Annotated in this window: 9 protein-coding genes, 3 tRNA genes and 1 other RNA gene; 3 read left to right on the top strand and 10 right to left on the bottom strand. The window is 53.5% G+C overall.

Annotated elements, in window-relative coordinates; genetic code table 11:
* From frr to LLF78_04145, 7 genes are all read right to left on the bottom strand, one after another.
* A partial coding sequence (frr, locus tag LLF78_04175; GenBank protein MCE5201688.1) for a ribosome recycling factor occupies positions 1–413 on the bottom strand: 413 nt, incomplete at its 3' end.
* Positions 414–464: 51 nt separating this feature from the next.
* Positions 465–1,175: a UMP kinase gene (gene pyrH / locus LLF78_04170; protein MCE5201687.1), complete on the bottom strand. Its 711-nt coding sequence runs from the start codon at positions 1,173–1,175 to the stop codon at positions 465–467.
* A gap of 100 nt (positions 1,176–1,275) precedes the next feature.
* Complete coding sequence (tsf, locus tag LLF78_04165) at positions 1,276–1,872, bottom strand: translation elongation factor Ts (GenBank protein ID MCE5201686.1); 597 nt, start codon at positions 1,870–1,872, stop codon at positions 1,276–1,278.
* A gap of 2 nt (positions 1,873–1,874) precedes the next feature.
* Positions 1,875–2,723 carry a 30S ribosomal protein S2 gene (gene rpsB / locus LLF78_04160; protein ID MCE5201685.1) on the bottom strand — a complete coding sequence of 283 codons (849 nt, stop codon included), beginning with the start codon at positions 2,721–2,723 and terminating at the stop codon, positions 1,875–1,877.
* 153 nt (positions 2,724–2,876) lie between these two features.
* Positions 2,877–3,350 carry a hypothetical protein gene (locus tag LLF78_04155; protein MCE5201684.1) on the bottom strand — a complete coding sequence of 158 codons (474 nt, stop codon included), beginning with the start codon at positions 3,348–3,350 and terminating at the stop codon, positions 2,877–2,879.
* A gap of 153 nt (positions 3,351–3,503) precedes the next feature.
* Positions 3,504–3,603, bottom strand: an RNA gene (ffs, locus tag LLF78_04150) — signal recognition particle sRNA small type.
* Between the two features lie 57 nt (positions 3,604–3,660).
* A tRNA-Arg gene (locus tag LLF78_04145) sits at positions 3,661–3,737 on the bottom strand.
* A 52-nt stretch (positions 3,738–3,789) separates the two neighbouring features.
* Between LLF78_04145 and tadA the strand changes: the two genes are divergently transcribed.
* From tadA to LLF78_04130, 3 genes are all read left to right on the top strand, one after another.
* Positions 3,790–4,290, top strand: a complete 501-nt coding sequence (gene tadA / locus LLF78_04140; protein ID MCE5201683.1) for a tRNA adenosine(34) deaminase TadA — start codon at positions 3,790–3,792, stop codon at positions 4,288–4,290.
* Between the two features lie 52 nt (positions 4,291–4,342).
* Positions 4,343–4,435, top strand: a tRNA-Ser gene (locus LLF78_04135).
* Between the two features lie 42 nt (positions 4,436–4,477).
* Positions 4,478–4,570 (top strand) — tRNA-Ser (locus LLF78_04130).
* 97 nt (positions 4,571–4,667) lie between these two features.
* On the opposite strand, the gene LLF78_04125 is transcribed toward LLF78_04130, so the two are convergent.
* The 3 genes from LLF78_04125 to radA form a co-directional block, all read right to left on the bottom strand.
* Positions 4,668–5,426, bottom strand: a complete 759-nt coding sequence (locus LLF78_04125; protein MCE5201682.1) for a hypothetical protein — start codon at positions 5,424–5,426, stop codon at positions 4,668–4,670.
* Positions 5,427–5,587: 161 nt separating this feature from the next.
* Complete coding sequence (locus LLF78_04120; GenBank protein ID MCE5201681.1) at positions 5,588–7,090, bottom strand: S-layer homology domain-containing protein; 1,503 nt, start codon at positions 7,088–7,090, stop codon at positions 5,588–5,590.
* 507 nt (positions 7,091–7,597) lie between these two features.
* Positions 7,598–8,710, bottom strand: a 1,113-nt coding sequence (radA, locus tag LLF78_04115) for a DNA repair protein RadA (GenBank protein MCE5201680.1), incomplete at its 5' end; no start/stop codon positions are given.

Raw genomic sequence — 8,710 nt, 5'->3', positions numbered from 1 at the left:
CTTTCGACCACATCGCGGCGTATATTGCGTATAGCGATACGAGCTTCCTCAGCGGTCTTGCTGACTATTTTGGACAGTTCGACACGGCGCGCCTGCGTAAGCTCCGGCATGTTGAGGCGGATGGACTCCCCGTCGTTCTGGGGGTTGATCCCAAGCTGAGAGGCCTGTATAGCCTTCTCAATAGCCTTTATCGCCGTCTTGTCCCACGGTGTGATCACTATCTGCCTCGCCTCAGGCACGTTGACAGTCCCCATGTTCCTGATAGGCGTAGGAGTACCGAAGTATTCGACCTTAATGTCTTCCACCAGCGCGGGATGCGCCCTTCCTGTACGGATACCCTGCAAGTTCCCCTTGAGATATTCCAGTGTCTTTTCACTGCGGGTCTTGAGGTCTTTGATCAAATTCTGAGGCACGCAGATCACTCCTTATGTTTATCATATTTGACGTCTCATAAAAGACGCCTGTTAATTGCTTACGATCGAACCTATATCCTCCCCGTCTATGAGAAGCCTGCGAAGGTTCCCCTTCTTAAGCACATCAAAGACGATGATCGGAATATTGTTCTCCTGACAAAGAGAAAAAGCAGCCGCATCCATCACCTGCAGACGCATACCGAGCGCGTCCATGTACGAAATTTTCGCCATACGCTCCGCCTCGGGAAATTTCGCAGGATCCATACTATATATACCATCGACCTTCGTAGCTTTCAAGACGCAATCTGCACCAATTTCAGAAGCCCTCAGAGCCGCGGTCGTATCTGTCGAAAAATAAGGCGAGCCCGTGCCTGCCGCGAAAATGACTATACGTCCCTTTTCGAGGTGGCGGATCGCGCGGCGCCTGATGACGGTCTCGGCTATCTGCCTCATCTCTATCGCGGACTGCACACGCGTAGGCTGCCCAAGCCTCTCAAGGGCATCCTGCAGGGCCAGAGCGTTGATCACCGTGCCAAGCATTCCCATGTAGTCAGCCTGCGCCCTCTCCACCCTTACCGTCTGAGAACCCCGGATGATATTACCTCCGCCTACCACCATAGAGATCTGGACGCCTTCGTTTGCGACTTCTACTATCTGCTCACAGATATCCTTGATCGCATCATAGTCCAGGCCAAAATGGAATTCGCCGGCAAGCACCTCTCCGGAAAGTTTGAGCAGTACCCTTTTATATTTCTGCTGCACCTGATCCACACCCCTCAGCCGATCCGATAAGTATAAAGTGCAAATATAAAGCTAGAAAAAAGCGGGGGAAAAATCCCCCGCCATCTGTAAACTGCTTCTCCTACGACTCGATCATGAAACGCGCGAAGCGGCGCACCACGATATTTTCGCCTATCTTCGCTATGTTTTCGATCAGCAGGTCCTTTATTTTTTTGTCCGGGTCACGGACGTACTTCTGCTCAAGAAGGCAATTCTCCTCGTAAAACTTGTTGATGCGCCCTTCCGCTATCCTGTCGAGCATCTTCTCGGGCTTGCCCTCTTCCCGGGCCTGCGCCTTGATGATTTCTGTCTCATGCTCGATAACTTCCGCCGGGACATCTTCCGGCTTTATGTATGACGGGTTCGACGCCGCTATATGCAATGCTATCTCGTGTCCCAGAGTCTGGAACTCATCAGTGCGCGCGACAAAGTCAGTCTCGCAGTTCAGCTCCAGAAGCACGCCGATCTTTGCGTTGCTGTGGATATAGCTGAAGATCATACCCTGAGACGCGTTGCGATCTGCCTTTTTCGCCGCCTTGGCAAGTCCTTTTTCGCGAAGATGGTCGACTGCCTTATCTATGTCACCGCCGCATTCGACGAGTGCCTTCTTGCAATCCATCATTCCGACGGAAGTGCGCGCGCGAAGCTCAGATACAAGTGCTGCCGTAATATCTGCCATTTTTAGTTGGTCTCCTTCCAGCCCTTCTGCCCTTCGATTATCTTTGTGATAATCTTATCGCTCTCTTCGACAAAAGCCTCGAGCCGCTCAGGCATAACGGGAATTTCCGCATCTGCGGCCTCAGCCGCTGCGGCTGCTTCCTCTTCCGGCTCTTCTGCCCTTGCGTCCTGTCCCTGGCGGCCCTCAATGTAAGCGCTCGACATAAGGCCGACGACGAGCTCAATGGCACGGATCGCGTCATCATTGCCGGGGATCGGGTAGTCGATGACATCGGGATCGCAGTTCGTGTCTACTATCGCAACAACGGGAATACCGAGCTTACGGGCCTCAAGCACTGCTATCGTCTCGCGGCGCGGGTCAATTATAAACAGGGCGTCGGGAATATCCTTCATATCCTTTATGCCTGAAAGATACTTTTCCAGTTTTTCACGTTCCTTGCGCAGCTTGATAATTTCTTTTTTGGGATACTTGTTGATAGAACCGTCCGCTTCCATCCCCTGAAGCTCGGCCATGCGCGTCACGCGCCGGCGGATCGTCGCAAAATTGGTGAGAAGGCCGCCCAGCCAGCGCTGGTTTATGTAATACTGTCCGGCCTTTAGAGCTTCATCGCGGATAGGATCCTGCGCCTGACGCTTAGTCCCTACAAACAGAAGAGTCCCGCCGGACTTCGAAACTTCGCGCACAAAATCATACGCTTTCTCAAGCCCCTTGACCGTCTTCTGGAGGTCGATGATGTAGATCCCGTTACGCTCCGTGAAGATGAATGGCTTCATCTTCGGGTTCCAGCGCCTGGTCTGGTGTCCGAAATGGACACCGCACTCAAGCAGCTGCTTCATGCTTACTACTCCCATGTGAATTCCTCCTATGTTTTTTCCTCCAGATGTTTCATACCACAAAAAGACCCCTTCGGGCAACCTTTTCATGGTCCGCATCTGTGTGTATTAACACCGTTTTTTAGTATAACATGGATAGTCTGGAATGTGCAACTTCCAAACGAAGGATCCCTAGCCGAAAAGCATGCCCAACAGTCCCGCGGAATTGATAACTTCACCGCTGAATGTGTCAAGCACTTCCCCTCCGCGAACGGCATAGACCCTCCAGACCAGTTTCATCCCGTTCGTACGTACCATTACCTTCCTGTTCTTCACAGCCCTGCGCCAGCTCCTGCAATCCGGCGGGACCGCTCCTGATTCTGCAATGTACGGGGCGATATCGGGACTTATTTTGAGATCCAGATACTCCTTCCGCACATCACCGGGAACGAACTCAGCGTCAGGGATAAGATCCCTTTTCTCAATAAGCGTGGCCCTGCCGTCATATCCGTCGACGACGACCGTCTGGAAGAGATACTTCGGACGGCTCATGATGCCGCGCTCCAGGATCTCCACCGGAAATATATAGGCAGGCGAAAAAATCAGCCCGTCATCCGGCTGAGGCGCGACTTGAAACGGCAGATACCCTGACGGCTGCATATCCATAAGTCTCACTCTCCTGCTTTGTGCGATAAACGGATATAAATTCATAAATAATGTGCGCTGTTACGCGCGAACAACAACGGCCGCTTGATCCCAACGCCGTTTGGATACATTTGACAATGTCCGGCCCCTCTATAAAAAAGAGTGCCCTCTGCAGGGGACCCAGCGCTCCCATGGCACCCGAAAGACACCGCTTACCGCTGCTTCCTTCCGGACCTGACGGGGTTCACGGGCTTCCGCCGCATGGGACTGGGCCCCCTGCAAAAAACACTCTTAGGCCTCTCCCTATTATGATATCATATACCGGTATAGTTGGTGTGCCTGTCGGGATTTGAACCCGAGACCTTCGGCTTCGGAGGCCGACACTCTATCCAGCTGAGCTACAGGCACAAGGGCTCGAACAGGGGAATTATAGCACATCGCGAATGGAGCTGCCACACTAATGGACGACATAATATACATGAAAGCGGCGCTTGAAGAGGCACGGACGGCGCTAAAATACGGGGAGATCCCGATAGGTGCGGTGATAGTGAAGGACGGGGAGATAGTTGGCAGAGGATACAACAGGCGCTCCGTCGACGGATCGCCGTTTGGCCACGCCGAGATGGCGGCAATGACGGACGCTGCCGAAAAACTCAGGAGCTGGCGCTTCGACGGCTGCACCATCTATGTTACGCTGGAGCCGTGCGCCATGTGCGCCGGAGCGATGGTCCAGTGCCGTATGGGCAGGATAGTGTACGGAGCGAGAGACCCCAGGGCAGGCGCGGCAGGCTCACTCTACAACATACCGGCGGACCGCAGGATATGCCATAAATGTAAAGTGACATCCGACGTGATGGGGAAGGAATGTGCCGAGATACTCCAGAATTTCTTCATAGAAAAACGAAAGTATCGGCTAAAGCAGGATCTGATATCACCTGCTGCTTCCGGCCGTAATTTTTGACATAAAGGGCAGAATAAGCTATAATGCGCTCCGTCAGTTTGTTTACCCCTGCGGAGGGGTGGCCGAGCGGTCGAAGGCGGGCGACTCGAAATCGTCTTGGCGGTGCTGAGCTGTCACGTGGGTTCAAATCCCACCCTCTCCGCCAGAATTTAAACCGGCATACAACCATATAGCAACAGTTCGACGCGGAGAGGTGGCTGAGTGGTCGAAGGCGCTCGCCTGGAAAGTGAGTGAACGGCTTATCCCCGTTCCAAGGGTTCAAATCCCTTCCTCTCCGCCATTTTTGTACCCATTTGACGGGATCCAATCTTTTCAAAAAAAAATGAGCAGAGGGATGTGACGTCCCCCTGCTCTTATGCGTTTCTTACATATACGTTTTACTGCTGCTTCGCCAGCTCATCGAGGCGGGCCTGGATAGTCTTTATCTCATCGTTTATCCCCTGAAGCTGTTTTTCTTGGTCCGCCTTGTCCTTGCGCAGCTTCTCCAGGCGTTTTAAGAGGCGGTCCGTCTCAAAGCGCGCCGCCGTCTTGCCCTGGTAGAGCTTCTCGGGATTGTCGTTTGCAATGTCCCACATAAAAACCGTATCCGAACCTTCAGTCAACGGGCTTATGTTCGGACTGATCTCAAGCCTTACGTTTTTTACGCCTTTAAGCAGGTCCTTACCGGTCTTTTCATCATAACGGGGGAAGTAGACGAGGCCCTCTTTTTTCCCCTGGAACCTGAAGTTGAAGCGCTTGTCGTAGTCGACCGGTTTATACTGTTTATTCCCTATCCGAAGCTTGATCATTATGTCAAACGGCCCGAGATACATCGTGGGCCCGTTGTTGATGAATTCGACCTGTATCGGCACCATCTCCTGCAGGCGGAGGGCCCCGAGAAAGTTGAACTTATAATCATCGGCCTCCTGCTGCGTCCAGAGATTCGCCTGAGCCTCCTTCTGTATCAGGGCCTCGATGAACTCAGCCGAATAGTAGGTCGCCCTGATCTCTAAATTTGCCCCGTCAGGATCCACAATTTTGCGGCTCTTGGTCCAGCGCTGCAGGACCTGGTCAAACGCCGCGGCCTCCGCAAAGCTTACGGAGACGAGAGCCAGCAGGAACGCAAACATAAGAACGACAGATATCCTTTTCTTCACAGTAAAACTACCCCTTTCAATATATCCGGCAGATAATTATATCAGGCCATTATACCAAAACTTCCACAGGATAACCGCTGCGCAGTAAATAAAAAAACGTATAAAGGCGTAAAAAAACGGAGCCCCGATCGGGGCTCCGCTCAACTGCATCGATTTGGAGACTAGAAGTTTACGTCCGTACGGAAGCGGATCACGCTTTCCGTATCAGTAAATCCACCATTGTTACCTGTACGGCTGTCGCCGTGGTCGACCTGGTCATAGCAGAGCTCGAAGTAAATTGCCGGAGTGTACTGGTAACCTATACCCCCGCCAAACTCTGTTGCATCGTCCAAGTTCGCCGTATCAAAATCTATATTGGCATAACGGAGGAATGTGCTGAACTTATCATTCCATTTCTGCTCCGCCTTGGCGAAGATCCATTTGCTTGTCCCGCCGTTCCTTGTAAAGTTCTGAGCAACATAGTCGGCCTGGCTTCCTGCAATCGAGTAACGGTCAAGCAGGGAGTCCCAGAAGGTATTGTCCTGCTCGCTGTACTCAACCCACAGGGAGGTGAACTTAAGCGCATCCTGTTTGATGTCGAGTATCGCCTTCCATGCATTCGGGCTGTCTTCGGAGTTAGCCTGCGGGATGTCGTCGCCGAGATCCTGGAAGTAGTACATGCCCTTCAGCGCGATGTTCGGCGTGAAGCTGAATGCCGCATAGGCCGCGTATGTGTTGACATCCAAATCGCCTACGGTGCCGTTGCCATCTTCCTGCATCCAGTATCCTGTGACTCCGCCGAAGAACTTCTCGCTGGGCTGGAAATGAAGGTCGAGAGCATATGTCATAACGTCAAGGGGATCAATTGTATCCGATGCATTATCGTTACGTCCGACGACAGCAGTGGCGCTCATCATGCCCCAGTCCTTCTTGAAGCGGAAGCCGTCAACACGGAAGTCTCCGAAGACTGCATCGTTGTCGATGTAGAAGCCGTAGTCATCTTCAAAGTCGACGGCAAAACGCCCGACGCGGAACGCGACGTCATAAGGAAGCTTTGTGTCAACATAAAGATGTGACCAGCGGCCGCCGTCATTGATATCTCCCCATGCTCTGCCCATACGTCCCGATGAATCTCCGCCCGTACGGTACTGGGCGTAGAAGCTTGTGTTCTCATCAATGGTCTTTGTGAGGTACAGACGGAAGCGCTCTTTGCTGAACTCGTTCTTGTTGCCGGTACCATTGTATTGATAGACATCATTATCGGAGTCAGCAAATTTCGCGTCGAAGCGGAACTGGCCGCGAATCTTCCATCCGCCGACGCCGTCTTCGAGGACTGCCACGCGCTTGTCGATCTTGTCGACCTTCACGCCGAGTGCGTCGAGCTCATCCTTGAATTCCATGACGAGCTTCTTCAGCATTTCGACGTCCTGCTTGCTTGCCTTCTCCATGTCGATCGTCGCGAGTGCGCGGGCTACCACCGAGGCTACCTCATAACGGGTCGCGGGCTGCGCGCCCTTGAATGCTCCATCAGGATAACCTGATACTACGCCGTCTGCCGCGAGCTGTGCTACCGCGTCGTATGCCCAGTGGCCCGCGGGCACATCCATAAACGGATTTGCCGCGAATGCCGGCGCCGCAAAGGCTACCAGCGCTGCTACTGCAAGTACTGCCAAAAATTTCTTCATCATAATGTACAACCCCCTTGGTTGTTTTTTAGTTTTTTATATCGCAGATATCCTGCGCGAGGGGCTGTCAGCTAACAGAAACAAGTCTCCAAAGTTTCCTCTTTCCTGCCGCCGCTTCCCTTTTGCGTTTCCATCTGCCTTATCATCCTGCTCTCCTTTATTGGCCGGGGTTGTCGTACACCTCCTCTCTTGCCGTCAAGGGTCTTCGCAGAAGTCCAAGCTATTTGGGGTCCAGGTTGTCAAAGGTCTTATTTCAAGCGATCCTGTTGTCATTTCCCGCTTGTTGTGATTATACAAGTAATTCTGACGATGAGTATAGGCCTATAGAATCATTTTGCCCGAGAACGCCCGCTGCATCCGTATCTGCTGCGGACATCATAACATATCAGATATAACCGGAGGCGCAGAAAACGATACAGTTTTATACATTATGCGGCAGTTTCATTGGATACGGATCAAAGTAAGGTGATAACAGAATTTGACCATTGTTTGACTGCCGCTTCACCATCATCTCAAAAAAATATCCATCACTTCGTTGAGCGAAGCGACTCTTAATACCCCGAGCGGAGCATCCTCTTTTGGGGTCCTTCTGCTGATGACCGCACGTTTGAAGCCGAGCCTGGCGACCTCCCTGAGCCTCATGAGCGTCCTTGCCGCCGGTCGGACTTCTCCCGCGAGGCCCACTTCCCCGATGAAACAGACATCGGACGGAAGCGCCTTATCTGTGAGAGCGGAGGCCAGCGACGCGCATATCGCAAGGTCGGAGGCAGGGTCGCTCAGAGACAGCCCTCCCGCTACGTTCAGGTAGACATCGCTGGTGCGCGAAGGGATGCCGCACCTTCGTTCGAGCACGGCAAGCAGCAGCTGGAGCCTGTTGGTCTCTATGCCACGTGCGGTGCGGCGCGGGTAGGGGAATGGCGTTGTGCATGCCAGAGCCTGTATCTCGGCTGCAAGCGAACGGGAGCCCTCCAGCACAACAGATATTGCGACGCCGGAGCTTCCCAGGTCCGTACCGTTCCAGTACAGCCTGCTTGGGTCAAGTACGGCCGAGAGGCCTTTGTCCGACATCTCGAATATGCCGAGCTCTTCTGTGCTGCCGAAGCGGTTTTTCTCCGCGCGGAGCAGCCTGTTCGGTGAGTTCTGTTCGCCGGAGAAGAGAAGGACGACGTCCACCATGTGCTCGAGCAGCTTCGGTCCTGCTATCTGCCCCTGTTTTGTTATGTGTCCTACAAGGACCGTCGGCATCTGGCAGCGCTTTGCAACTTCAACCGCCATTGCGGCAACCCCTCTGACCTGGTTGGGGGAGCCCGCCCAGCCGTTTTCCGGATCTGCGCGGAAAGCCTGTACGCTGTCGACGACCATAAAACCGTAGCCCTCCGCAGCTTCGAGCGACGCGGCAAGCCCATTCTCGCAGAGGAGGTCAAGGCCGTCGGCAAGAAGGCCGAGCCTGCGTCCGCGAAGCGCCAGCTGCCCTGAGGATTCCTCGCCTGATATGTAGAGGACCCTGTTGCCGTTTTTTGCCATTTCGGCGCAGACCTGAAGCAACAGCGTCGACTTGCCTACACCCGGCTCTCCCCCCAAAAGCGTAACTCCGCCCCGCACCCATCCGCCGCCGAGTAC

The sequence above is a fragment of the Synergistaceae bacterium genome, assembly GCA_021372895.1.
In the GTDB taxonomy this organism is placed as follows: domain Bacteria; phylum Synergistota; class Synergistia; order Synergistales; family Synergistaceae; genus JAJFTP01.
The sequence above is the reverse complement of the archived record's forward strand: the minus strand, read 5'-3'. Positions and strand labels throughout refer to the sequence as shown.